Below are 25,158 nucleotides of genomic sequence, written 5' to 3'. Positions count from 1 at the left end.
GTTGTAACGGGTAACTTAGAGAAACAGATTTAGACCAGGTTTTACGATGCCAAAACGTTCCGACATACAAAGTATTCTTATCCTAGGTGCAGGCCCGATCGTTATCGGTCAGGCGTGTGAGTTTGACTATTCTGGCGCACAAGCGTGTAAAGCGCTTCGCGAAGAGGGTTACCGAGTTATTCTTGTTAACTCAAACCCAGCGACGATCATGACTGATCCAGCGATGGCTGATGCGACATACATCGAGCCAATCAACTGGAAAACGGTTGCTAAGATCATTGAGAAAGAGCGTCCAGATGCGCTGCTACCGACTATGGGTGGCCAGACTGCACTGAACTGTGCACTCGACCTCGACCGCGAAGGTGTTCTCGCTGAGTTTGGTGTTGAGATGATCGGTGCTACTCAAGATGCGATCGATAAAGCGGAAGACCGTGAACGTTTTGACAAGGCGATGAAGAACATCGGCCTTGAGTGTCCACGCGCCTCTATCGCTCACTCGATGGAAGAGGCTCTTCAGGTACTGGATCAGGTTGGCTTCCCAGCGATCATCCGTCCATCATTCACTATGGGTGGTTCTGGTGGTGGTATCGCCTACAACCGTGAAGAGTTCATCGAAATCTGTGAGCGTGGTTTGGATCTATCACCGACCAACGAGCTACTTATTGATGAATCGTTGATCGGTTGGAAAGAGTACGAGATGGAGGTTGTCCGCGACAAGAACGATAACTGTATCATCATCTGTTCGATCGAAAACTTTGATGCCATGGGCGTACACACTGGTGACTCGATCACAGTCGCACCAGCGCAGACGTTGACCGATAAAGAGTACCAGTTGATGCGTAATGCTTCGATTGCAGTTCTGCGTGAGATCGGTGTTGAAACAGGCGGTTCGAACGTACAGTTCGGTGTTTGTCCAAAGACTGGACGCGTTGTGGTGATCGAAATGAACCCACGCGTATCGCGCTCTTCAGCACTGGCTTCAAAAGCAACAGGTTTCCCAATTGCGAAAGTGGCGGCAAAACTGGCGGTCGGTTACACCCTTGATGAGCTTCAGAACGATATCACTGGCGGTCAAACACCAGCGTCCTTCGAGCCTGCCATCGACTACGTAGTAACTAAGATCCCTCGTTTCACCTTTGAAAAATTCCCACAAGCAAATGATCGCCTAACGACTCAGATGAAGTCGGTGGGTGAGGTGATGGCGATTGGTCGTACTCAGCAAGAGTCTTTGCAGAAAGCGCTACGTGGTCTAGAGGTTGGTTCTGAAGGCTTCGATCCGATTGTTGATATTACCGCTGAAGATGCACGCGATAAGATCGTTTACGAGCTAACAACTCCAGGTTCTGAGCGCATCTGGTACATCGGCGACGCCTTCCGTATGGGTATGAGCGTTGATGAGATCTACAAGCTGAGTGGCGTTGATCCTTGGTTCTTGGTTCAGATCGAAGACATCATCAAAGATGAGCAGCGTGTATCGGAAACCGCACTGAGTGAACTCTCTACAACCGATCTGTTCATGCTGAAGCGCAAAGGTTTCTCAGATGCTCGTCTAGCCAAGCTATTGGGTGTTTCAGAGAAGCAGTTCCGCAAGCATCGTCAGGCAGCTGGTATTAAGCCAGTCTACAAACGTGTCGATACCTGTGCCGCAGAATTTGCGACTGATACCGCTTACATGTACTCAACGTACGAAGAGGAGTGTGAAGCGAACCCATCGGATCGTGACAAGATCATGGTCATCGGTGGTGGCCCTAACCGTATCGGTCAGGGTATCGAATTTGACTACTGCTGTGTTCATGCAGCGCTTGCAGCGCGTGAAGATGGCTACGAGACCATCATGGTTAACTGTAACCCTGAAACCGTCTCTACCGACTATGACACATCAGACCGCCTCTACTTCGAGCCGATCACTCTAGAAGATGTGTTGGCAATCGTTGAAGTTGAACAGCCTAAAGGCGTGATTGTTCAGTACGGTGGTCAGACTCCTCTGAAATTAGCCGTAGCTCTAGAACAGGCTGGCGTTCCAATCATTGGTACCTCGTCTGAAGCGATCGACCGTGCTGAAGACCGTGAACTGTTCCAGCAGATGCTTAAGCGTCTTGGTCTGAAACAGCCAGAGAACTCAACAGTACGTAGCCTTGAAGAGGCGGTCATTGAAGCTGAGAAGATTGGCTATCCATTGGTTGTTCGTCCATCTTACGTATTGGGCGGTCGTGCGATGGAGATCGTCTACAAAGAGGATGAGCTGCGCAAGTACATGAATACCGCGGTTCAGGTCTCTAACGAATCACCAGTACTACTTGATCACTTCCTAAATGCAGCGATCGAAGTGGATATCGATGCGGTATGTGACGGTAAGCAGGTTGTGATTGGAGCGATCATGCAGCACATTGAGCAGGCGGGTGTTCACTCAGGTGACTCAGCATGTTCATTCCCTCCGTACAACCTTGCAGCAGACGTTCAGGACGAGATGCGCGAGATGGTGCGCAAGATGGCGCTTGAGTTAGGTGTTGTTGGCTTGATGAACGTTCAGCTAGCGTACCAAGATGGCGAGATTTACGTAATCGAGGTTAACCCTCGCGCATCACGTACAGTTCCTTTCGTATCTAAGTGTATCGGTGTTTCTCTAGCGAAAGTCGCTGCACTGGTTATGACCGGTAAATCACTTGAAGAACTAGGCTTTACGAAAGAGATCGTACCAAGCTACTTCAACGTGAAAGAGGCGGTATTCCCGTTCAATAAATTCCAAGGTGTTGACCCAATCCTTGGCCCAGAGATGAAGTCTACGGGTGAAGTCATGGGTACCGGTGAAACCTTCGGTGAAGCGTTCATGAAGGCTCACTTGGGAGCTGGCGACAAGCTACCTAAGCCAGGTACTGCGTTTGTCTCAGTACGTGACGTTGATAAAGAGGCGGCTTGTGAACTGACTAAACAGTTGGTTGAACTTGGCTTCGATATCGTTGCAACCAGCGGTACAGCAGCACTACTGGAGACTCACGGCATTACAGCTAAGGTTGTGAATAAGGTTACTGAAGGTCGTCCAAACATCGTTGACATGTTGAAGAACGGTGAAGTTAACTACGTTGTGAATACAACGGAAGGGCGTAAAGCGATAGCTGACTCAGCCGATATCCGTCGTGCAGCGCTACAGCATAAAGTGCCTTACTCAACGACAATGGCTGGTGCAGTGGCGATTACCGAAGCACTTCGTTACGGTGAAGAGCGTACTGTGCGTCGTCTACAAGAGATTCACGCGGAGGCGTCTGCATGAGTGTCAATCGTGTTCCCATGACGGTTGAGGGCGAAGTGGCACTTCGCGCTGAGCTGGAGCGTCTTAAAACCCAAGATCGTCCAACCGTGATTGCAGCAATTGCTGAAGCACGTGAGCATGGCGACCTTAAAGAGAATGCTGAGTACCACGCAGCGCGTGAACAGCAGGGCTTTATTGAAGGTCGTATCGCGGACATTGAGAGCAAGCTTTCAGTGGTTCAAGTGATCGATGTCACCAGCCTGCCACACACTGGTAAAGTGATCTTTGGTACGACGGTTGATCTAATCAACGTCGATACCGACGCTGAAGTGACCTACAAGATTGTGGGTGACGACGAAGCAGACATCAAACTGAATAAGATCTCTATCAACTCCCCGATCGCACGAGCACTGATCGGCAAAGAGGAGGGCGACATCGCCGCGGTTGAGACACCGGCCGGTGTGACTGAATACGAGATTGCAGAAGTTAAGCATATCTAAGCTGACTTATTAAACCGCCTTCGGGCGGTTTTTTATTATTTGGAGTTCCCCATGTCCCAAGAAACCCCTAAAGGCCGCCTAACCACTCGTACTATCGCGATGCCGGCTGATACCAACCCATCAGGTGATATCTTCGGTGGTTGGGTATTGTCACAAATGGATATGGCGGCCGGCATCTGTGCGGGCCAGCGTGCACAGAGTCGAGTGGTGACGGTTGCACTGGATGGTATGAGCTTTATCCGCCCGGTTCGTGTAGGAGATGTACTGGGTGTCTACACCGAAGTGGTTAGAGTCGGCAGTAGCTCAATGGATATCAAAGTGGAGTGCTGGGTGCGCCGCAGTCGCATAGGTCATCGTGAAAAAGTGACCGAAGCAATCTTCAAGTTTGTCGCACTGGATGATGAGGGTAACTCCAAGCCAGTACCGCCAGCACAAGAGCTGCCGGAGTATGTTGAGACACTGCTCTAGCGTAATTTCAAATCAGGTGACAAGCTTCGGAATATTTTCGCGGTTTGCCCTACGGGCAATTCGCTCCTACAGTAGGACTCCGTTACGGGCTTGTCGCGAAGTCCTATTGTAGGAGGGAATTCAGCTCTGCTGAAACCCCGATCGATTTCAACAGCGGATGACAGGCTGAAGGCCAGTCACCGAAAAGATCGCCACATCTTCGATATGGCTCCAACAAAAAAAACCGCCATAAAGGCGGTTTTTGCAGTACGATTTAACGCGCTTAATCCGGAATAATACCCCAGGTCAGAACAGGGAATAGCAGTAGCAAGGCTACGCGAACGAAGTCTGACGCCAAGAAGGGTAGAACACCCACAAAGGTATCCCGCATCGGAACGCCCTCTGCGATTTTGTTGATGATGAAGACGTTCATCCCTACCGGTGGGGTGATCATGCCGACCTCAACCACGATCAAACAGATGATACCGAACCAGAGCGCGGTCTGCTCTTCAGTCATGCCGAAGTCTAAACCCATGATGGCTGGGAAGAAGATCGGTACTGTCAGAAGGATCATCGAGAGTGAATCCATCAAACAGCCCAGCACTAGGTAGACAGCTAACATCAACATCAGTACCAGCATAGGCGACAATTCGCGATCCAGAATCCACTCCGCCAGTGTCTCTGGCATGCCGCTTAGACTCAGGAAGGCATTGAAGATATCGGCACCTAGAAGGATGACAAAGATCATCGCGCTGTTGATAGCGGTCTGCTTGATACAGTCGATGAATCCATCCCAGGTAAGTTGGCGGTTGATTAGCGCAATGACGATGGTACCGACCACACCGTAAGCGGCTGCTTCAGAAGGTGTGAAGATACCGCCGTAGATACCACCCAATACACCAATGAATAGGAAGCTTGCAGGTAGCAGTTCAAGCAGTGCCTTACCGCGTTCAGACCAGCTCGCTTTCGCGCTCTTGTCCGCGTAGTGAGGCTTCAGCTTCACCAGAATCGCGATAACCAGCATGTAGCCCATGATCGCCATGATGCCGGGTACCATCGCTGCCATGAAGAGCTTGACGATGTTCTGCTCGGTCATGATCGCGTAGATGATCAGAACGATGGATGGTGGGATTAGAATGCCTAGAGTACCACCAGCGGCTAGTGCGCCTGTTGCCATAGCACCGTGGTAGCCGTGCCGTTTCATCTCTGGAAGTGCCACCTGACCCATAGTCGCTGCTGTTGCCAGTGATGAACCACAGATCGCACCAAATACACCACAGCCGCCAACGGCAGCTAACGCCAGGCCACCGCGGTAGTGGCCAATAAAGGCGTTAACACCGGTGAATAGTGAACGGCTAATACCTGAACGAGTTGCGAGGTTACCCATCAGTAGGAACAGAGGAATGATCGATAGCGAATGGCTTGCCATCTGTCCGAAGGATGAGCCCTTCATGTAGAACATTAGGGTGCTGAAGTCGTCGATGATTGAGTAACCGACCGCACCGGCAAGCATCATTGCGATGCCGATCGGCACACGCAAAAACATGATGACTAGCATGAACAGGATAATGACGCCTGCCGTTAATTCGTCACTCATTTCACACCCTTATATTCTGCAATCATTGCCAGTGGTTTAAGCACACCAGCGATAGAGGTAAGGCTAAAGCCAAAGGCGATGGTCATATAGAACCACCACTCTTTCATCCGCAGCATCATCGTCTCATTGCCGTATTTCTGGGCAGCTAAGCCACCCTCATAGGCCTGTGTCGCCAGGAAGTAAAAGAGCACGGCCAAAATTAGGCTGCCGATAACATCCATAGTGAGACGGAAAGGCGCGGGAGCTGAAGCTGTTAAGACGTCGACAATGACGTTGCCAAAGCGCATTTGGCAGTAGGGCATTGCTAACGCAACAACCACAGCGGTAAACATTTGGACAATCTCGGTATCACCATTGATGGGCGAGGAGAAAAAGTATCGTCCCGCCACACTGGTCACCGTAGTGAATGCCATGATCGTCAGGATGAATCCTGATAAAAGAGCGAGCCACAAAGTGGCTCGCTCGTAGAGGTCTGCTAGAGACCGGGTTTTCAGTAACAGTGTTGTCACTTGAACACCTTTTAATTATTTGCTGTATTTCTCAAGCATAGCGTTAGCTGAGTCAAGAAGCTTCTGGCCTGGTAGACCTAGACCGTCCATCTCTTTAACCCACTCAACGGGTACGTTAGCGGTTACTTCCTGCATTTTCTTCACTTCTGCAGCTGGCATCTGTGAGCGAGTTGCGTTCTCGTCAATCAGCTTACGACCGTAGTTTTCAGCGTTTTTGAAGAACTCACCGCCTAGCTTGGCGAAGTACATGCCAGCGTGGTCATCCATGATCTGTTGAAGATCAGCAGGCATTGATTCGTACTTAGCTTTGTTCATGCCCAAAAGGAATACTGCGGTGTATAGACCACGGCCATCTTCTGTTTGAACTTCAACCGCGTTGTCGACAAGCTCATGAAGTTTGAGAGCAGGTACGATTTCAAATGGAATCACTGTGCCGTCGATCACGTTTTTGGCCAGTGCCTGTGGCATCTCTGGTACAGGCATACCGACTGGAGTAGCGCCTAGAGCATCTAGAGCAGCAGCAACTGGACGGCTTGGGTTACGAATCTTTTTGCCAGCGAAGTCAGCAACAGAGTCGATTGCGTCACCTTTAGAGTAAACAACGCCACGGTCATGCGTCCAGAATGCTAGAGGGTGCATATCAGCAAACTCTTTCTGAACTTCTGGGTTAGCTTCGTAGTAAGCCTGAAGTGCCTGCGACGTTTCGTATGCATCCGTTACCATGAATGGGTTTTCAAATGCAGAGATCGCTGGGAAACGGCCTGGAGTGTAACCAGGAAGCGTCCAGATGATGTCAACGAAACCGTCTTGAACTTGGTCAACTAGCTGAGGTGGTTTACCACCCAGAGACATTGAACCGTAAATCTTGATCTTGATACGGCCTTCAGACGCTTCTTCAATAGAATCAGCCCATGGCTGGAAGAACTTAGCGTGTGCAGGTGCCTTCGCAGGAAGGAAGTGGTGCATCTTTAGGTTAAATTCAGCGGCCTGTGCAGAAGCTGCAATAGCAGCGCCAAGAACTGCAACACCGGCAGTCTGAGCGATAATACGTTTGATCATTATTTTTCTCCTTGGGGTTTTAAACAAGACATCGACTAACTTGTTAATACTAGCTCAAGAATCATTAAACTCGTTGAGTTGGATCTAGATATTAGAAGTTGTTTTTCTTCTATTAAAGCGACTCGTTGCGTAACACTATTTTTTATACGGTTGTTCAACAATCCCTTGTTCACATTTTTGAATAGGGGGTTGGTTACATTTAATTAAGCTGTAAGGCCTGTAATATCAATAAATGAACCAATGATTAACGCATTAGATTGGAGAGTTTTGGATTTGGTTCATCCGACGCTCTGAATAGCACCGCTACGTTACCGATCTCTTGCACCAGTTCTGCTTCAACAACAGCGACTAGCTCTTTAATCAGTTCGCGCTTTAGGTCACGATCGCCAACGGCGAACTTTACTTTGATCAGTTCGTGATCTTCCAGCGCTCGGTCGACTTCTAACTGAACGTTTTCAGTCAGTCCGTTGCCGCCAACCATAACGATTGGGTTTAAAGTGTGTGCACGCGTGCGAAGACGCTTTTTTTGATCAGTTGTTAAGCTCATATTAGAATTAGTGCCTTAAATTTGGTGGGCGTTACAATTTCTTCATTTTAACCCCTTTGTTGCATGCATCATAGAGTGATGCTTTCTAGGAACATCCCTTGGCAAGATCTAAAAGCAGTGGTCGTTGGTTAAAAGAGCATTTTGACGATCAATACGTAAAGCGTTCTAAAGATGATGGGTACCGTTCACGCGCCTGCTATAAGTTGATGGAAGTGAATGATAAAGACCATCTGTTAAAGCCTGGAATGACGGTTGTCGATCTGGGCGCTGCGCCAGGTGGTTGGTCTCAAGTGGCGGCCGAAATCGTGGGTGACTCTGGTCGTGTAGTGGCTTCAGACATTCTTGAGATGGCTCCGCTGGGCGGAGTTACATTCGTTCAGGGTGACTTTACTGAAGATTCCGTCTTCGAGGAGATCCTCTCTGCGATAGGAGATGAGCCAGTAGACCTTGTAATTTCAGATATGGCCCCCAATATGAGTGGTAATGCATCATCGGATCAGCCAGCTGCGATGTACTTGGTGGAGTTGGCGTTGGATATGGCGCGTCAGATACTGAAACCGAACGGCAACTTTTTGGTGAAAGTATTTCAGGGTGAAGGGTTTGATCCCTACCTTGCAGAACTGCGCAGTAGCTTTAAATCGGTGGTCACCCGTAAGCCAGATTCATCTCGCGCGCGTTCGCGTGAGGTCTATCTGCTCGGAAAAGGTTTTAAAGACGTATAGCTTTTATATAGAGCTTTCGTTTTAGTTTATAGAGGGTAAGAAGTTGAACGATATGGCAAGAAATTTGGTGCTATGGTTAGTGATTGCAGCCGTACTGCTAACCATCTTTAATAATTTTAGCGCCGAAACCGAGAGCGGCCGCTTGAGCTACTCTGACTTTGTGGCAGAGGTTCAATCAGGCCGAATTGAGCGTGTGACGGTTGATGGTTTTACCATCGAAGGTGTGCGTCAGAATGGCGATCGCTTTGAAACGGTTCGCCCAGCGATCTCGGATCCCAAGCTGATTGATGACCTTCTAGAGCACAATGTCGTCGTTGAAGGCAAAATGCCTGAGCAGCAGAGCCTATGGCAGCAGCTGCTAGTCGCGACCTTCCCGATTCTTATCATCATTGCCATCTTCATGTTCTTTATGCGCCAAATGCAGGGCGGTGCCGGCGGTAAAGGTGGTCCTATGTCTTTCGGTAAATCGAAAGCGCGCATGATGAGTGAAGATCAGATTAAAACAACCTTCGAAGATGTCGCTGGTGTTGAAGAGGCCAAAGAGGAAGTTGCAGAGTTGGTCGACTACCTTCGCGATCCAGGTAAATTCCAGCGTTTAGGTGGCCATATCCCTCGTGGTGTCCTAATGGCGGGTAACCCTGGTACCGGTAAAACGCTGCTTGCCAAAGCGATTGCTGGCGAAGCTAAGGTGCCTTTCTTCAGTATTTCGGGTTCTGACTTCGTTGAGATGTTTGTCGGTGTCGGTGCTTCACGTGTGCGTGACATGTTTGATCAAGCTAAGAAACATGCGCCTTGTATTATCTTCATAGATGAGATTGATGCGGTTGGTCGTTCACGTGGTGTCGGCCTTGGCGGTGGTAATGACGAGCGTGAGCAGACGTTGAACCAGCTTCTTGTCGAGATGGATGGTTTCGAAGGCACTGAGGGTATCATCGTGATCGCGGCAACCAACCGTCCCGATGTGCTTGACCCTGCTCTGCTACGTCCAGGTCGTTTTGACCGTCAGGTGCACGTTGGTCTGCCTGATATTCAAGGTCGTGAAAAAATTCTTAAAGTCCACATGCGCAAAGTTCCGCTGGGTGATGATGTTAAGCCTGAGTTGATTGCGCGTGGTACGCCGGGCTTCTCGGGTGCTGATTTGGCTAACCTGGTTAACGAAGCAGCCCTGTTTGCCGCACGCGATAGCCGTCGCACTGTCGGTATGGAGCAGTTCGAGAAAGCGAAAGATAAGATCATGATGGGTGCTGAGCGCCGCTCTATGGTCATGTCTTACAAAGAGCGTCTGAATACGGCATTCCACGAGGCAGGTCACGCGATTGTCGGTCGTCTGATGCCTGAGCATGATCCTGTCTACAAAGTGTCTATCATCCCGCGTGGTCGTGCGTTGGGTGTCACGATGTTCCTTCCTGAAGAGGATCGCTACTCGTTCAGTCGTCAGGGCATTATCTCGCAAATCTGTTCGCTTTACGGTGGCCGAATTGCGGAAGAGATGACACTGGGTAAAGAGGGGGTAACAACCGGTGCCTCAAACGATATTCAGCGTGCGACTCAGCTTGCGCGCAACATGGTGACGCGTTGGGGTCTGACCGATGAGTTGGGTCCACTGCTCTACGGTGATGAAGATGATGATCCATTTGGTCGCGGCATGGGGCAGCCATCTAAACCGATGTCGGGTGAAACTCAGAACAAGATCGATGCCGAAGTTCGCAAAATCATCGATGAGTGCTACCAGAAGGCTTACCAAATTCTGACGGATAACCGTGATATCCTTGACTCAATGTGTGAAGCGTTGATGACCTACGAGACGATCAGCAGCGATCAAATTGATCAGTTGATGGCGCGTCAAGAGGTGACTCCGCCAGAGGGTTGGGACGACTCTCAAGAGCGTGTTGATGCAGTCAAAGAGGAAGAGGCGGCTAACAGTTCTGAGGCTGAGTCTGATGTGCCAGAGGTAGATCAGGATGATCAGGCGTCTCACTCTAATGAGGGTCAGTCAGGTTGGGGCGATCCTCAAGATGATCAAAAAGATGAGCCCAAACAGTAAGTCGTGATTCACAAAAGCCCTCACTCGTGAGGGCTTTTTCGTTGTTTGCAGAGTGTATGAATAAAGGTAGAAATGTGACGCAGCTACAGTGTGCCGGTCGAGTACTCGATCTCTCTAAAACGCAGGTAATGGGTATTCTTAACGTGACGCCTGACTCCTTTTCGGATGGCGGTCACCTCTATCAACACTCTGCGCTCTCGATTGATAAAGCGCTCCAGCATGCCCAGCAGATGGTTAACGACGGCGCGACGATTGTTGATATCGGCGGTGAATCGACTCGTCCTGGTGCCGCTGAAGTCAGTGAGCAGGAGGAGATGGATCGCGTTTTGCCTGTTCTGGAACGAATCAATGCCGAGATCGATGTGGTCGTCTCCATCGATACCAGCTCGGCTCAATTGATTTCAGAATCGGCCAAGCTAGGGGCTGGTCTCATTAATGATGTTAGAGCTCTAGGGCGTGAAGGCGCGCTAGAGGCTGCTGCAAAAACGGATCTGCCAATCTGTCTGATGCATATGCAGGGTAGCCCGGCGACAATGCAGCGACAGCCAGAGTATGCCGATGTGGTCTCTGAGGTGATGGATTTTCTCGATCAGCAGTTAGATCGGTGTATGGCTGCAGGGATTGCGAAAGAACGATTAATCGTAGATCCCGGTTTTGGGTTTGGCAAAACCTTGCAACATAATTTACAGTTACTCAATCGCTTGGATAAATTATTGGACTTAGGCGTGCCTGTGTTATCGGGCACCTCTAGAAAAACCATGGTGGGCCAGGTGCTTAACCGTGAGGCTGACCAGCGACTCTTTGGTAGTCTTGCAACCGTTGCGCTCGCGGTTGAGCGCGGTGCAAAAATTATTCGTGTGCATGATGTTTTAGCAACCGTCGATATGGTTCGTATGACGGAAGCCGTTTTAAAGGAAGGGATCTAAATTGGGTCGTCGTTATTTTGGTACAGATGGTATTCGTGGACAGGTAGGAACCTTTCCTATCACCCCAGATTTTGTGTTGAAGCTCGGTTGGGCTGTGGGTCGTGTGTTTGCCCGTGAAGGACGTAGTAAAGTCCTGATTGGCAAAGATACTCGAATCTCCGGTTATATGTTTGAGTCGGCGCTTGAGGCAGGCCTGTCTGCCGCCGGTGTTGATGTGTTATTGCTAGGCCCTATGCCAACGCCAGCGATCGCTTACCTAACTCGTACCTTCCGCGCTGATGCCGGTATTGTGATCAGTGCATCGCACAACCCCTATGACGACAATGGTATTAAGTTCTTCAGCTCGGCGGGCACTAAGCTGCCAGATGATGTCGAAGAGCGCATTGAAGCGCAGCTTGATCTGGCTATGACTACGGTTAGCTCAGCCGAATTAGGCAAGGTTCGTCGAGTCAATGATGCCGCTGGGCGATACATAGAGTTCTGTAAATCGACTGCCGCGGGTTGTTTGAATTTAGCGGGCCTTAAGGTTGTCGTTGATTGTGCCAACGGCGCTGGTTATCACATTGCGCCTAAGGTCTTTGCTGAGCTAGGCGCTTCAGTCATCGAGATTGGTACCGATCCAGACGGCCTAAATATTAACGAGCAGTGTGGTGCGACGGCGCCTGCAGCACTTCAAGCTAAAGTGCTCGAAGCAGAGGCAGATCTGGGTATTGCATTAGATGGTGATGCCGATCGATTGATTCTTGTTGACCATAAGGGAGAGATCGTCGATGGCGATGAGATCCTCTTCATCATTGCCCAGGCGTTACAGCAGAGCGGTGAGTTGCAGGGCGGTGTCGTTGGTACGCTGATGACTAATCTTGGTTTAGAGCAAGCACTGGCAAAAATGGATATTCCCTTCGTGCGAGCTAAAGTGGGCGATCGCTATGTATTAGAGCAGCTCGCAGAGCACGACTGGAATTTGGGTGGCGAAGGGTCAGGTCACATTGTCTGTCGTAATATTCTACCGACGGGTGATGCGACCATTGCCGCTGTTCAGGTGCTTAAAGCGGTCGCGCAGTCAGGCAAAACGATTAATCAGCTGAAGCACGGTATGCAAAAACTACCGCAGAAGATGATCAACGTGCGCTTGGCTAAGAAGGTAGATATCGCATCTTCGCCAGCCGTGGCAGAGCATGTTGCAGCAGCCGAGGCGCGTTTGGCTGATCGTGGTCGCGTATTGCTACGTCCCTCCGGGACTGAGCCTGTGGTCCGTGTTATGGTTGAAGGCTCCGATCTTGATGAGGTGGATCAGGTCTGTGAGACACTGGCGGGGCAGGTTGAAAAAGAGCTGCAGGCGCTTGTATCTTGACGGGTGCTCGGGTAAGATTTGCGCCTCTTTTAAATGGCACCCCTGTTTTCGGTGCGTAATTAAGGTTTAAAGCTAGAATGGAAACCATCGTTCTTATCATTCACGTATTGCTTGCAGCAGCGGTTATCGGCCTGATTCTTATTCAGCAGGGTAAGGGTGCAGAAGCGGGTGCGTCATTTGGTGGTGGTGCCTCTCAAACTGTTTTCGGTAGCCAGGGTAGCGGTAGCTTCCTAGGTCGCGTTACAGCCATTCTTGCTGCGGGTATCTTTGTAACCAGCTTCGTTTTGGCTGTGTTCGCGAAAGAGAAAGCCGCGTCTGTTGGTGATGCAGGTATCCCTGATGCTGCAACGATTGAAGCGGCTGCCCAGGTTGAGCAAGCGTCAACAACGGAACTGCCTGTTGTGTCGGAATCAGAGATTCCAACAGCAGGAGACAACTAAAAGTTTAGCCCAGGTGGTGGAATTGGTAGACACGCTATCTTGAGGGGGTAGTGTCTTAGGACGTGCCGGTTCGAGTCCGGCTCTGGGCACCAAGTTGTAAACGCAGTGGGTGAAGCGTAAAATTTACCTGTTTTTGATGCGGGGTGGAGCAGCCTGGTAGCTCGTCGGGCTCATAACCCGAAGGTCGTCAGTTCAAATCTGGCCCCCGCTACCAACTTTACGTTGGGTATTTGTGAAAATCCTGAAGACTAGTTTTGACGGGTTTTTACTACCACTTTTAGGATGTTACATCCTTGTTTGGTAAGCCCCTTTATGGGGCTTTTTCGTAGCTATTTGATGGCCGCGTCCAAACAGAAGACAGTGATATCTGCCTTCCGTACATGGTGGTAGATAAGTCAAAAATGGGTCTATATGACCCATTTTTTGTTTTTGAAATTTATAGGTGAACAGTGTCAGCAAAATTAAAGCTGTTACAAGAGTTGATTGATCCAGTTGTGCAGGGCTTAGATTTGGAGCTTTGGGGGCTGGAGTACAACGCGTCAGGTAAAAATAGCCTGTTGCGTATCTATATAGATGGCCCTAACGGAGTGTCGGTCGATGACTGTGCGCGCGTTAGCCAGCAGGTGAGTGCTGTGATGGATGTAGAAGACCCCATCTCAGAGAACTACACCCTTGAAGTCTCATCCCCAGGGATGGATCGTCCCCTTTACACTCTAGAGCAATTCGCTGCGTATGCTGGCCATACGATTCAACTGCGTCTGCGCTCGCCGTTTGAGGGGCGTCGCAAGTTTAAAGGGATTCTTAACGGCATCGAAGGCGAAGATGTGCTTTTGGTCGTTGATGATCACGAATATTTATTACCGCATGACCTGATCGATCGGGCCAATGTGGTGCCGCAATTTTAATCCGCTTTGACTATTAGGAGCGAAGAACTGATATGAATAAAGAGATTCTACTGGTTGCTGAAGCCGTCTCTAACGAAAAAGATGTCCCGAAAGCGGTCATCTTTGAGGCGATTGAAGTCGCGCTGGCAACAGCCACTAAGAAGCGCTACGACGAAGAAGCTGATATCCGAGTGGTTATCGACCGTGCAACGGGCGATTATGACACCTTCCGCCGTTGGTTGGTTGTGGATAACGAAGCGGTTCCTGCACTGGGTACCGAGTTGACCATGCAAGAGGCAGAAGAGATCGACACTAATCTGCAGCCTGGTGATTACCACGAAGAGCAGGTTGAGTCGGTTGCATTCGGTCGTATCGCAGCTCAAACAGCGAAGCAAGTTATCGTACAAAAAGTCCGTGAGGCTGAGCGCGCTAAAGTAGTTGATCTTTACCGTGATCGCCAGGGCGAATTGATCGCGGGTACTGTTAAGAAAGTGACTCGCGACAATGTGATTGTTGATCTGGGTAACAACGCAGAAGCACTTCTGCCACGTGAAAACCTACTACCTCGTGAAATCTTCCGTATGGGTGAGCGTGTTCGCGCGGTGCTTCAAGAAGTTCGTTCTGAAGGTCGCGGCCCACAGCTTATCCTTAGCCGTACTTCAAACGAGATGTTGATCGAACTCTTCTCTATCGAAGTGCCAGAGATCGCCGAGCAGATGATTGAGATCCGTGCAGCGGCTCGTGATCCAGGTGCTCGCTCTAAGATCGCTGTTAAGACTCAGGATCGTCGTCTAGATCCTGTAGGTGCCTGTGTTGGTATGCGCGGTGCGCGTGTTCAAGCCGTCTCTGATGAGTTGGGTGGTGAGCGTGTCGATATCATCCTTTGGGACGACAACCCTGCGCAGCTTGTGATCAATGCAATGGCGCCTGCTGAAGTCGCTTCGATCGTTATGGACGAAGAGACTCACTCAATGGACGTCGCGGTTGATGAAGATGCTTTGGCGATGGCGATCGGTCGTGCCGGTCAGAACGTTCGTCTAGCAGCAGAGTTGACTGGTTGGGAACTGAACGTGATGAGCGAAGCGGAAGCGGCGTCTAAACACGAGTCTGAAGTGGGTAAAACAGTGGATCTGTTCATCAAGCACCTTGATGTCGACAGCGACCTTGCTGAGATCCTAGTTGCTGAGGGCTTCACCACGCTTGAGGAAGTTGCCTACGTACCGGCTAACGAAATGCTTGAGATCGAAGAGTTTGACGAGGAGATCGTTGACGCCCTTCGTGAACGCGCAAAAGATGCACTGCTTAACCTTGCAATTGCAGGTGAAGAGCAACTTGGCGATGTAGAGCCAGCAGAAGACCTCCTAACTATGGAAGGTATGGAACGTACCCTAGCGTACACATTAGCAAGCCGTGGTGTGGTTACCATGGAAGATCTTGCAGAACAGTCTATTGAAGAGCTGCTAGACATTGAAGGCATGACCGAAGAGCGCGCAGGTGAGTTGATTATGACAGCGCGTGCACCTTGGTTTGCAGAAGATCAGCAGTAATTAGACAACGGAAAAGGAGAACCCATTTATGGCAGAAGTAACGATTAAACAGCTTGCCGATGTGGTTGGTGTATCCGTTGAGCGTTTGTTAACACAGATGCAGGAAGCGGGAGTCGAAGGTAAATCCAACGATTCAACTGTCACAGAGATAGAGCGTCAGCAGCTATTAGCCCATTTGAAACGCAGTCACGGCGAAGATGCCGATGACGTTGGCGCACCGAAGAAGATCACGCTTAAGCGTAAGACAACCTCTACGCTGAAAGTGGGCGGTGCCGGCAGTCGTAAAACCGTTAACGTTGAAGTGCGTAAAAAGCGTACCTACGTGAAACGTACAGAGATTGAACAGGCTCCAGAAGCTCCAGCAGTGGAAGAGACTCCAGTGGCAGCGCCTGAACCACAGGTTGAAGCACCGGTCGTTGAAGCGGCACCAGAGGTGGCGGTTGAAACGGCTGCAGAGCCTAAAGTGGAAGCGCCAAAAGCAGAAGTTAAAGAGGCCGCTGAACCGGTTAAAGCTGAAGAGCCTAAGCCTGAGCCAGTGGTTGAAACGCCGGTTGAGAAGAAACCAGCTGCGGAACCTAAAACTGAAAATCCTCGCAACAAGAACAAGCAGCGCGATGAGCGCCGTAACAACCAGCGTGATAACGACGATCGTCGTAAGTCGAAAGGTCGTGGTAATGGCACGCTGAACGCTCGTCCGGGTAAAGGCGGTAAGCCAGGTCGTGGTAAGCCAATGCGTCAAGGCGATAACCAGCACGGCTTTAAAGAGCCGACGACTGCGATTGTTCATGAAGTCTCTATTCCAGAGAGCATCACGGTTGCTGATCTGGCTAAGAAGATGTCGATCAAAGCGGCTGAAGTGATCAAGGTGATGTTCAAGATGGGTGCGATGGCAACCATCAACCAGCCAATCGACCAAGATACTGCGATCCTTGTGGTAGAAGAGATGGGCCACAAAGCGGTGCCTATGGTAGAGAACGCGATCGAAGATGAGTTGATGGAGTCGGTAGCCGCTCACAGCGGTGAGTCTGTGACACGTGCTCCGGTCGTTACCGTTATGGGTCACGTTGACCACGGTAAAACATCCCTGCTCGATTACATCCGTTCAACACGTGTAGCTTCTGGCGAGTCTGGCGGTATTACCCAGCACATCGGTGCTTACCACGTTGAGACTGACAACGGCATGGTGACCTTCCTAGATACTCCTGGACACGCCGCGTTCACCGCTATGCGTGCCCGTGGTGCCTCTTTGACGGATATCGTTGTTCTAGTAGTTGCCGCAGATGATGGTGTGATGCCACAGACTGAAGAGGCGGTTCAGCACGCTAAAGCGGCTGGTGTTCCTCTTGTTGTTGCGGTCAACAAGATCGATAAAGAGGAAGCGGATCCAGATCGAGTTAAGAACGAGCTGGCTCAACGTGATGTTATTCCTGAAGATTGGGGCGGCGATGTTCAGTTCTGTCCAGTCTCTGCTAAAACAGGTCAGGGCATTGATGAGCTGCTTGAAGCGATCCTTCTTCAATCAGAAATTCTTGAGCTTGAAGCAGTTCCAGATGCGCCAGGTACAGGTGTTGTCGTTGAATCACGTCTAGATAAAGGTCGTGGTCCGGTTGCTACGCTACTGGTTCAAAACGGTACCCTTAAGCGCGGTGATATCGTACTAGCTGGCCTTCACTACGGCCGTGTACGTGCGATGCTTGACGAAAACGGCAAGCCGCTAGAAGCGGGTGGTCCTGCGATTCCTGTTGAGATTCAAGGTCTAGACGGAACGCCAGATGCAGGTGAAGACTTCACCGTAGTATCCACTGAGAAGAAAGCGCGTGAAATCGCTCTATTCCGTCAGGGTAAATACCGTGAAGTTAAACTGCAGCGTCAGCAACAGGCGAAACTTGAGAACCTATTCTCGAACATGGAAGCGGGTGAAGTTAAGTCGCTTAACATCGTCCTTAAGACCGACGTTCGAGGCTCTCTAGAGGCGCTGACTAGCTCACTAGAAGATCTCTCTACCGATGAAGTAAAAGTGAACATCGTCTCTGGCGGTGTTGGTGGTATCGGTGAAACCGATGCTAACCTTGCGTTGGCCTCCTCAGCGATCCTAATCGGCTTTAACGTTCGTGCAGACGCTCAGGCGCGTGCGATTGTTGAGCGTGAAGAGATGGAGCTTCGCTACTACAGTGTTATCTACGACATCATCGATGACGTGAAACAGGCGATGAGTGGTCTACTCTCTCCTGAGTTCAAAGAGGAGATTGTTGGTATTGCTGAAGTTCGTGATGTCTTCCGTGCGCCTAAGATCGGTGCAGTTGCCGGTTGTATGGTTATCGAAGGTACAATTTTCCGTAACAAACGCATCCGTGTCCTACGTGATAACGTTGTTATCTACGAAGGTGAGCTTGAGTCACTGCGTCGCTTTAAAGACAACGTCAACGAAGTTCGTCAGAATATGGAGTGTGGTATCGGCGTGAAGAACTACAACGATGTTAAAGTCGGCGACCAGATTGAGGTTTACGACACAGTTGAAGTTCAACGTACCATCTAAGAGGTTGTATGGCTCGCGATTTTAAACGCACAGACCGAGTAGGGGACCAGATCCAGCGTGATTTGGCGACCCTTATTCAGCGTGAGATTAAAGATCCACGCATTGGAATGGTGACGATTAACCACGTCAAAGTAGCGAAAGACTTAGGCTATGCGGATGTCTACATTACCGTTCTCCCACTGGGTGAACAGGATGAGGCGGAAGCGACCAAGCAGAGCCTAGAGGTGCTTAAGCAGGCTGCAGGTTTCCTTCGTGCTGAACTGGCAAAAGGCATCTCACTGCGAGTCATGCCGGCGTTACGTTTCCATTATGACGAGAGCATTCATCGCGGTCGTCACCTAACGAGCTTGATCGAGAAGGCTCGCCGTCTCGAAGATAACGAGGGCTAACATGGCTCGACGTAAAAAAGGACGCCGCATTGACGGCGTCTTTTTGCTTGATAAGCCTCAGGGCATCAGCTCGAATGCTGCCCTGCAGAAGGTAAAACGTCTGTATGACGCAGCGAAAGCGGGTCACACAGGCGCACTAGACCCTCTAGCTACCGGTATGTTGCCCATCTGTTTGGGTGAAGCGACTAAGTTTTCACAGTTTCTTCTCGATTCTGATAAGCGCTATATCACAACGGCAAAGCTAGGGGTTCGCACTGACAGCAGTGATGCTGATGGCGAAGTGATCGAAACTAAGCCTGTTCCTGAGTTAGATCGAGACGCGTTAAACGATCTGATTCAAGCCAAATTCTCTGGCGAAATCGAACAGGTTCCATCGATGTTCTCGGCCTTAAAGCACAATGGCCAGCCGCTTTACAAGCTGGCGCGCAAAGGTGAAAAGGTCGAAGTTAAGCCGCGTCAGGTATGCATTTACGAGATCAAACTGCTGGATCTGCGTGCTGATGAGATTGATCTTGAGGTGCACTGTTCTAAAGGCACCTATATTCGCTCCATCGTCGAAGACCTAGGTCTGGCACTTGGCTGTGGTGCGCATGTCAGTATGTTGCGACGGCTTGCCGTGGCTACCTACGATCGAAGCGCAATGCTGACACTCGAACAGTTGAATGAGATTGCACAACATCGTGAGTCAGATCAGTCGTTAGAGTGCATACAAATGCGTTTAGATGCGCTATTATTGCCGCCCTGGAGTGCAGTGGAGTCATTGCCTTCAATCGAATTACCCGCAGATTTAGCAAATCGTCTTCTGCAGGGGCAACGTTTAGGGGAGTTATTCTCAGAGCGCGGCCTCGTCAGACTCTTTGCTGAAGAGCGATTCTTAGGTATGGCTGAAGTGGATGATGAGGGGCGATTACGCGCTCGTCGACTACTCGATACCTCTGAAAACTGATTTACCCTCAAGGGTATGACGCTTCACTGAAAATATGCTCGGTGTTGCGCGACTTAACCCGCAGCCTAGGCTGTGTGCATATTGCTAATAGGAGATAAAACAATGGCATTGTCTGTTGAAAAGAAAGCTGAAATCGTTGCAGCGTACGGTCGTGGTCAGAACGATACTGGTTCACCAGAAGTTCAAGTTGCCCTTCTAACTGCAAACATTGAAGGCCTTCAGGGTCACTTCAAAGCGAACAAGCAGGATCACCACTCACGTCGTGGTCTAATTCGTATGGTTAACCAGCGTCGTAAGCTGCTGGACTACCTTAAGAAGAAAGATGCTACTCGCTACGTTGAGTTGATCGGTCGTCTAGGTCTTCGTCGCTAAGAGCTAGATACCCAGTTAGGGCCATACTTAGTATGGCCCTTTCTACTTTAAACCCTCCGCAAAACCAAATGATCTGACAGCCTGTACTCACTTGAGTTTACTGAATTCAACTGAGTACTGGCTTTAAAAGAGTGAAGATCAGGGGACGCGGAACATAGTTAATTACTAGGAGTTAATCGATGTTTAACACGGTTACTAAAACGTTCCAGTTCGGTAATGACACCGTAACGATCGAAACTGGTAAGGTCGCTCGTCAGGCGACTGGTGCAGTTATGGTTACTGTTAACGAAAAGACACAGGTTCTGTGTACTGTCGTTGGCGCAAAAACAGCGAAAGAGGGACAAGACTTCTTCCCACTTTCAGTGCACTACCAAGAGAAATACTACGCAGTTGGCCGTATCCCTGGTGGCTTCTTCAAACGTGAAGGCCGTCCAACTGAGAAAGAGACACTAACGTCTCGTCTAATCGACCGCCCAATTCGTCCACTGTTCCCTAAAGGGTTCATGAACGAAGTTCAGGTGGTGTGTACTGTGGTCTCTTCTGATAAGAATGTTGATCCAGATATCGCTGCAATGATCGGTACCTCTGCAGCACTCACCATCTCTGGTATCCCATTTGTTGGCCCAATCGGTGCAGCACGTGTGGGCTTCACGGAAGATGAAGGTTACATCCTTAACCCAACCTACGAAGCGCTAGCAAACTCTGAACTAGACATGGTCGTAGCGGGTACCAACGAAGCGGTACTGATGGTTGAGTCAGAAGCGAAAGAGCTTAGCGAAGATGAGATGCTAGGTGCGGTTCTATTTGCTCACCAAGAGATGCAAGTGGTTATCAACGCCGTTAACGAATTTGCCGCTGAAGCCGCTAAACCTAAGTGGGATTGGCAGCCAGCTGCTAAAAACGAAGCGCTGACTGATGCGATTACTGCTGCATTCGGTGCACAGGTTGAAGCAGCCTTCCAAGTAGCAGACAAGATGGAGCGTCAAGACACGCTTAAAGCACTTCGCGATGCCGCTGTAGAGCAGTTTGCAACAGGTGAAGAGGGCGCACCAGGCGCTGGTGAAGTCTCTAAAGTATTCGCGTCTATCGAGAAAGCAACTGTACGTGAGCGCATCCTTAGCGGTCAGCCACGTATTGACGGTCGTGACGGTAAAACCGTTCGTCCAATCGAAGTGGAAGTGGGCGTTCTTAAAAACGTACACGGTTCAGCTCTGTTCACTCGTGGTGAAACTCAGGCAATCGTTACCTGTACACTGGGTACAAGCCGTGACGTACAGATCATCGATGCGCTAGAGGGCGAGCGTCGTGATCCATTCATGCTTCAGTACAACTTCCCTCCATACTCTGTTGGTGAAGCTGGCCGTATGGGTGGTGCAGGTCGTCGTGAAATCGGTCACGGTCGTCTGGCTCGTCGTGGTGTCTCTGCGGTACTTCCAACTCAGGAAGCCTTCCCATACACCATGCGTCTTGTTTCTGAGATCACTGAATCAAACGGTTCATCATCAATGGCCTCTGTCTGTGGCTCTTCACTTGCCATGATGGATGCGGGTGTACCAGTAAGTTCAGCGGTTGCCGGTATCGCAATGGGTCTGGTTAAAGAGGGCGATCGTTTCGCTGTCCTAACCGATATCCTGGGTGACGAAGACCACCTAGGTGATATGGACTTTAAAGTAGCGGGTACCGAAGCGGGTGTTACAGCTCTGCAGATGGATATCAAGATCACGGGTATCACTGAAGAGATCATGGAGATCGCTCTAGAACAGGCACTGGACGCTCGTGTTCACATCCTACGTGAGATGGCGAAAGTGATCGGTTACGCTCGTCCAGAACTGGCTGACCACGCTCCTGCCATGACTCAGCTTAAAGTGAACCCAGAGAAGATCCGCGACGTTATCGGTAAAGGTGGTGCAACTATCCGCTCTATTACTGAAGAGACAGGCGCTTCAATCGATCTAGATGACGACGGTACTGTTCGTATCTACGCAGACAACAAAGCAGCTTCACAAGCAGCTGTTGACCGTGTTGTTGCGATCACTGCAGAAGCAGAGATCGGCAAGATCTACGAAGGTAAGGTTGTTCGCATCGAAGAGTTCGGCGCATTCGTTAACATCCTTCCTGGTAAAGATGGTCTAGTACACATTTCACAGATCGCTAAAGAGCGCGTGAACGCAGTAACTGACTACATCAACATGGATGACGTCATTAAAGTTAAAGTACTGGACGTCGATAACCGCGGCCGTATCAAGCTTTCAATGAAAGATCTTGAAGAGGACGAAACTGCAGAGAACTAATCACTGCTGATTCGCACTTAAAAAACCGCCTTTATGGCGGTTTTTTGTTGGAGCGGTCTTAAAAAGGCCGCGATTGTTTTAGAAAGCAGATGACAGGCTAAAGCCAGTCACTGGAGCGCTGATCTTCCTACGAAGTATGGTGACTGGCCTTCAGCCTGTCACCTGCTGTTGAAATCGATCGGGGTTTCAGCAGAGCTGAATTCCCTCCTACAATAGGACTTCGCGATAAGCCCGCAACGGAGTCCTACTGTAGGAGCGAATTGCCCCGAAGGGCAAACCGCGAAAAGATGCTCCAACACCATTAAAGAACCGAAGGTTCATCCTCAACCGGCTCTTTATCACGCCATGCGCGGTAGACGCGATAGGCGTAGATGGTGCCTAGGACATTTAGGAAGTCTAGGGTGACTGAGATCAGCATCGAGATCATGCTGCTTGGATCGACCATCGGCGATAGGATCACCTCTAGAATGAACAGGCCACCAAAGATCAGAGCCAGACCTTTGAACATGGTCCAGAACAGGCCGTCAGTGCCTTCCCAGCTCTCTTTCATCGAGTCGATTGGCCCTTTACCTTCAATGACACAGATGGCGTTAGCCAGGGCTAAGCGAACGGCTATATAGATACCGGGGGCGATCAGCAACATGAGTCCCAGTGCTGTTACCAATGCCGAAAGCACGAAGGTTAAAAATAGTCTGCCCCAGCAGCGGAATGCCATAAACCAGCTTTGCGTGGTTGTGATCGAGCCGCCATCGATGACGGCTTGCATATAGAAGATGGTCGCCGCTAGGTAGATAGGAACAAACAGCATGTCCATACCGGTAAGCAGAATCAATTGTGCCTGCATGTTGCTCGACTCATCCACTCCAGAGATGGTGCTCATCTGGATGATCATCAAAATGATCAGAAACGGCAGTTGAATGCTCAATAGAGCACTGAAGTTGGAACGGAAGAAGAAGAACGATTGTTGTAGATAATCTTTAGTCATAAAACTCTAGCGCTTTGGCTTGGTCAGTAAATAGGTGCAAAAATGTCCTGTATCTTGATCAAGCTCGACAGATTCGAAGTAGCTTGATGCAATACGTTTCAGTGGTACATGCTGGTTCACGACGAAACAGGCTTTACCCTCTGCTGCTAACAGTTTAGCTGCATTTTTTGAGAAGCGGTCCGTTAAATCGTAATCGATTCCAAAACCACTATGAAAGGGCGGGTTACATAGTATCAGATCGTACTCAGACGCCAACTCTTCACCGGCATTGGTGAAGCAGACTTCAGCCTGAAAGTTCGCTGCTGCCAAGGTTGCTTGAGTCGCTTTGATGGCCGCTGCGTTATTGTCAGTTGCTGTGATGAAAGATGCTTGGCTACACGAGGCGAGGGTAAGATAACCTGATCCGCAGCCAAGGTCTAACACCCGATTCGCACCTACCGGTAGCTCACGACCGAGCATAGAGGGTAAACGCTCAATGAGTTGCTGACTGCCTTGATCGATTTTCTTCCAGCCATATACACCAGGCTTTGAAAAAAGTGAGTATTCACTCACCTTGGTAATCTCTCGAACTTGATGATAGTCCTGATCATCTAGCAGTGTGCCTGTTTTAGGGCCTACTGTGAGTTCGACCCTCCAGCTATCACCGCCCAATTTAACCTCAGAACGATCACCATTTAGGCATTTTTGGCTATTTTTGGCGTAGCTTTTGATCCCCTCGGATTTATCACCCAATAGGATAAGGCGAGCACCGGGCTTTAACTGCTCTGCTGCCAAATTGATGAGATGATTTACAACCGCCTTCTCTTTGCTGATGCGAAACAGAATAAAATCAGTGGTTAAACCTGTAGGCCACTCAAAGTCAGAGAGTGAGCATTGCCAGCCTTGAGCACAAAGTGCTTGCTGCTGATCAAAGCGGTGAGTCAGTGCCTGCCAACCGGAGGCGACTTGAAGTAATTTGGGGTTGAGGTTTTCATCAACAATCAGAAGTCCGTTTGGACTAGCCTGAACCTCCTGATTGATGAGTGATTCGAAGTTAGCCATTAAAGATGCTGGCTACCTCGTCGTCAGTGAGCTCTCGCCACTCACCCTCATAGAGATCATCATCCAGTGCGATCGGTCCAATCGATTCGCGATGCAGCTCTTCAACTTTGTTACCCAGTGCTGCGAACATGCGCTTCACTTGGTGGTAGCGTCCTTCGAACAGCTCAACTCTGGCTACCTGCTCAGAGAGAATCTCTAATTTTGCCGGTTTAGTGAGCTCTTTCTCACCATTAAGCTGAATACCGCGCTCGAATTTCTCGATGTAGCTCTCATCAATCGGGTCTGCCAAGGTCGCTTCATAGATCTTACCCAGCTTATGACGTGGCGAGGTGATACGGTGACACCACTGCCCGTTATCACTGAGCAGTACTAACCCTGTTGTATCAACATCTAACCGACCGGCAATGGTTAGGTTATCAACACGGGGCAGCTCGATTAGACCCAACACCGATGCATGATCCCCTTCGTCGTGTGAGCAGACGTAACCCAGGGGTTTATTAAGCATGATGTAGCGATCACGCGGGGCTTCAATTTCGTAGCCGTCCAGAATGACTTCATCCTCATCAGCCACTTTGCGTGCGGGGTTCTTTTCAAGTTCGCCATTCACTCGTACCTCTTCGGCGTGCAGCATACGCTTCACCTCTTTACGAGAGAAACCGGTGGATTGAGCAAGGTACTTATCGAGTCGCATAGGAAGGGTTCACCTGAATTAAGATTTTTGCATTATACCGGAGCAACCGATGGCTGCGAACAATCAGGTGATTTCTTATCCCGATTC

22 protein-coding genes and 2 tRNA genes are annotated in these 25,158 nt (G+C 49.9%); 17 read left to right on the top strand and 7 right to left on the bottom strand.

The features are described from left to right. The first annotated feature begins 46 nt into the window (after positions 1–46). Genes carB through XMA152_RS05495 form a run of 3 tightly spaced genes read left to right on the top strand, consistent with a single transcriptional unit; the run spans position 47 to position 4,215 of the window. Positions 47–3,268 carry a carbamoyl-phosphate synthase large subunit gene (gene carB / locus XMA152_RS05505; protein WP_173482978.1) on the top strand — a complete coding sequence of 1,074 codons (3,222 nt, stop codon included), beginning with the start codon at positions 47–49 and terminating at the stop codon, positions 3,266–3,268. Then, positions 3,265–3,747, top strand: a complete 483-nt coding sequence (gene greA, locus XMA152_RS05500) for a transcription elongation factor GreA (RefSeq protein WP_173480230.1) — start codon at positions 3,265–3,267, stop codon at positions 3,745–3,747. Before carB ends, greA begins: the two co-directional genes overlap by 4 nt. 51 nt (positions 3,748–3,798) lie before the next feature. Continuing rightward, a complete protein-coding gene (locus XMA152_RS05495; protein WP_173482977.1) occupies positions 3,799–4,215 on the top strand; it encodes an acyl-CoA thioesterase in 417 nt (138 codons plus the stop codon). 262 nt (positions 4,216–4,477) lie between these two features. Here XMA152_RS05495 and XMA152_RS05490 read toward each other — a convergent pair whose 3' ends face one another. The 4 genes from XMA152_RS05490 to yhbY all read right to left on the bottom strand — a co-directional run bounded on the left by XMA152_RS05490 (position 4,478) and on the right by yhbY (position 7,906). Next, positions 4,478–5,791, bottom strand: a complete 1,314-nt coding sequence (locus XMA152_RS05490; RefSeq protein ID WP_173482976.1) for a TRAP transporter large permease — start codon at positions 5,789–5,791, stop codon at positions 4,478–4,480. Next, complete coding sequence (locus XMA152_RS05485) at positions 5,788–6,300, bottom strand: TRAP transporter small permease (RefSeq protein ID WP_173482975.1); 513 nt, start codon at positions 6,298–6,300, stop codon at positions 5,788–5,790. The genes XMA152_RS05490 and XMA152_RS05485 overlap by 4 nt, the downstream gene beginning before the upstream one ends. A gap of 15 nt (positions 6,301–6,315) precedes the next feature. Continuing rightward, entirely contained in the window at positions 6,316–7,359 is a 1,044-nt protein-coding gene (locus XMA152_RS05480) for a TRAP transporter substrate-binding protein (RefSeq protein WP_217361972.1), read from the bottom strand. A 244-nt stretch (positions 7,360–7,603) separates the two neighbouring features. Next, the gene (gene yhbY, locus XMA152_RS05475; RefSeq protein WP_173480234.1) at positions 7,604–7,906 is read right to left on the bottom strand and encodes a ribosome assembly RNA-binding protein YhbY; all 303 of its coding nucleotides are present in this window, start codon (positions 7,904–7,906) and stop codon (positions 7,604–7,606) included. Positions 7,907–8,004: 98 nt separating this feature from the next. Between yhbY and rlmE the strand changes: the two genes are divergently transcribed. From rlmE to pnp, 14 genes are all read left to right on the top strand, one after another. Further along, complete coding sequence (gene rlmE, locus XMA152_RS05470) at positions 8,005–8,628, top strand: 23S rRNA (uridine(2552)-2'-O)-methyltransferase RlmE (protein ID WP_173480235.1); 624 nt, start codon at positions 8,005–8,007, stop codon at positions 8,626–8,628. Positions 8,629–8,680: 52 nt separating this feature from the next. Continuing rightward, positions 8,681–10,672, top strand: a complete 1,992-nt coding sequence (gene ftsH, locus XMA152_RS05465) for an ATP-dependent zinc metalloprotease FtsH (RefSeq protein ID WP_173482974.1) — start codon at positions 8,681–8,683, stop codon at positions 10,670–10,672. Positions 10,673–10,728: 56 nt separating this feature from the next. Further along, positions 10,729–11,598: a dihydropteroate synthase gene (folP, locus tag XMA152_RS05460; protein ID WP_173480237.1), complete on the top strand. Its 870-nt coding sequence runs from the start codon at positions 10,729–10,731 to the stop codon at positions 11,596–11,598. A 1-nt stretch (position 11,599) separates the two neighbouring features. Next, positions 11,600–12,949 carry a phosphoglucosamine mutase gene (gene glmM, locus XMA152_RS05455; protein ID WP_173482973.1) on the top strand — a complete coding sequence of 450 codons (1,350 nt, stop codon included), beginning with the start codon at positions 11,600–11,602 and terminating at the stop codon, positions 12,947–12,949. 77 nt (positions 12,950–13,026) lie between these two features. Beyond that, positions 13,027–13,389: a preprotein translocase subunit SecG gene (gene secG / locus XMA152_RS05450; protein ID WP_173480239.1), complete on the top strand. Its 363-nt coding sequence runs from the start codon at positions 13,027–13,029 to the stop codon at positions 13,387–13,389. Positions 13,390–13,396: 7 nt separating this feature from the next. Continuing rightward, positions 13,397–13,481, top strand: a tRNA-Leu gene (locus tag XMA152_RS05445). Between the two features lie 45 nt (positions 13,482–13,526). Next, a tRNA-Met gene (locus XMA152_RS05440) sits at positions 13,527–13,603 on the top strand. 235 nt (positions 13,604–13,838) lie between these two features. Further along, positions 13,839–14,294, top strand: a complete 456-nt coding sequence (gene rimP / locus XMA152_RS05435; RefSeq protein ID WP_173480240.1) for a ribosome maturation factor RimP — start codon at positions 13,839–13,841, stop codon at positions 14,292–14,294. A 32-nt stretch (positions 14,295–14,326) separates the two neighbouring features. Beyond that, a complete protein-coding gene (gene nusA, locus XMA152_RS05430; RefSeq protein ID WP_173480241.1) occupies positions 14,327–15,820 on the top strand; it encodes a transcription termination factor NusA in 1,494 nt (497 codons plus the stop codon). 28 nt (positions 15,821–15,848) lie between these two features. Then, entirely contained in the window at positions 15,849–18,356 is a 2,508-nt protein-coding gene (gene infB, locus XMA152_RS05425) for a translation initiation factor IF-2 (RefSeq protein WP_173480242.1), read from the top strand. 8 nt (positions 18,357–18,364) lie between these two features. Then, a complete protein-coding gene (gene rbfA / locus XMA152_RS05420) occupies positions 18,365–18,745 on the top strand; it encodes a 30S ribosome-binding factor RbfA (protein WP_173480243.1) in 381 nt (126 codons plus the stop codon). Position 18,746: 1 nt separating this feature from the next. Further along, complete coding sequence (gene truB / locus XMA152_RS05415) at positions 18,747–19,691, top strand: tRNA pseudouridine(55) synthase TruB (protein ID WP_173480244.1); 945 nt, start codon at positions 18,747–18,749, stop codon at positions 19,689–19,691. A gap of 102 nt (positions 19,692–19,793) precedes the next feature. Next, entirely contained in the window at positions 19,794–20,063 is a 270-nt protein-coding gene (gene rpsO / locus XMA152_RS05410) for a 30S ribosomal protein S15 (RefSeq protein WP_173480245.1), read from the top strand. Positions 20,064–20,242: 179 nt separating this feature from the next. After that, on the top strand, positions 20,243–22,354 hold the full coding sequence (gene pnp / locus XMA152_RS05405; RefSeq protein ID WP_173482972.1) for a polyribonucleotide nucleotidyltransferase: 2,112 nt from the start codon (positions 20,243–20,245) through the stop codon (positions 22,352–22,354). A gap of 301 nt (positions 22,355–22,655) precedes the next feature. Here pnp and XMA152_RS05400 read toward each other — a convergent pair whose 3' ends face one another. From XMA152_RS05400 to rsuA, 3 genes are read right to left on the bottom strand one after another with little or no spacing between them, the layout of a single operon-like run. After that, entirely contained in the window at positions 22,656–23,339 is a 684-nt protein-coding gene (locus tag XMA152_RS05400) for a YciC family protein (protein WP_173480247.1), read from the bottom strand. 6 nt (positions 23,340–23,345) lie between these two features. Continuing rightward, positions 23,346–24,380 carry a methyltransferase gene (locus tag XMA152_RS05395; protein WP_173482971.1) on the bottom strand — a complete coding sequence of 345 codons (1,035 nt, stop codon included), beginning with the start codon at positions 24,378–24,380 and terminating at the stop codon, positions 23,346–23,348. Beyond that, the gene (rsuA, locus tag XMA152_RS05390) at positions 24,373–25,071 is read right to left on the bottom strand and encodes a 16S rRNA pseudouridine(516) synthase RsuA (RefSeq protein ID WP_173482970.1); all 699 of its coding nucleotides are present in this window, start codon (positions 25,069–25,071) and stop codon (positions 24,373–24,375) included. The genes XMA152_RS05395 and rsuA overlap by 8 nt, the downstream gene beginning before the upstream one ends. Positions 25,072–25,158: the final 87 nt, after the last annotated feature.

This window comes from Marinobacterium sp. xm-a-152 (genome assembly GCF_013282965.1).
Taxonomy (GTDB): Bacteria; Pseudomonadota; Gammaproteobacteria; order Pseudomonadales; family Balneatricaceae; genus Marinobacterium_E.
This window is presented reverse-complemented; position numbering and strand designations above follow the sequence as displayed.